A 241-nucleotide genomic window follows, 5' to 3' on the forward strand; every position below is an offset into this window, starting at 1 on the left:
TCTATTATGAGTCTTAAGATACATTCCTGGCTGAATGTCTTCCCAATGGTAGGTAAAAGGATGCTGTGGAGCCTCTTTGTATGCCGCTTGTGGTTGGTAGATACCCGTCACCTCAGTTAAGGTAGGCGGACTTCCCTGGATAGCACAACGTTGTAAATAATGTTTAATACCACGAATACTTCCCATTTCTTCGCCTCCTCCGGCACGCCCAGGATCTCCATGCACTAAAGCTGGTAAGGGA

At 46.9% G+C, this 241-nt stretch carries 1 protein-coding gene; it reads right to left on the reverse strand.

Features of this window, described 5'->3' with window-relative positions; translation table 11 throughout:
• Window positions 1-241 (reverse strand): hypothetical protein (locus tag ACY2RS_RS15795; protein ID WP_490099610.1); only part of this gene is annotated, 241 nt, incomplete at both ends.

Source organism: Patiriisocius sp. 208BN25-11, from assembly GCF_058147145.1.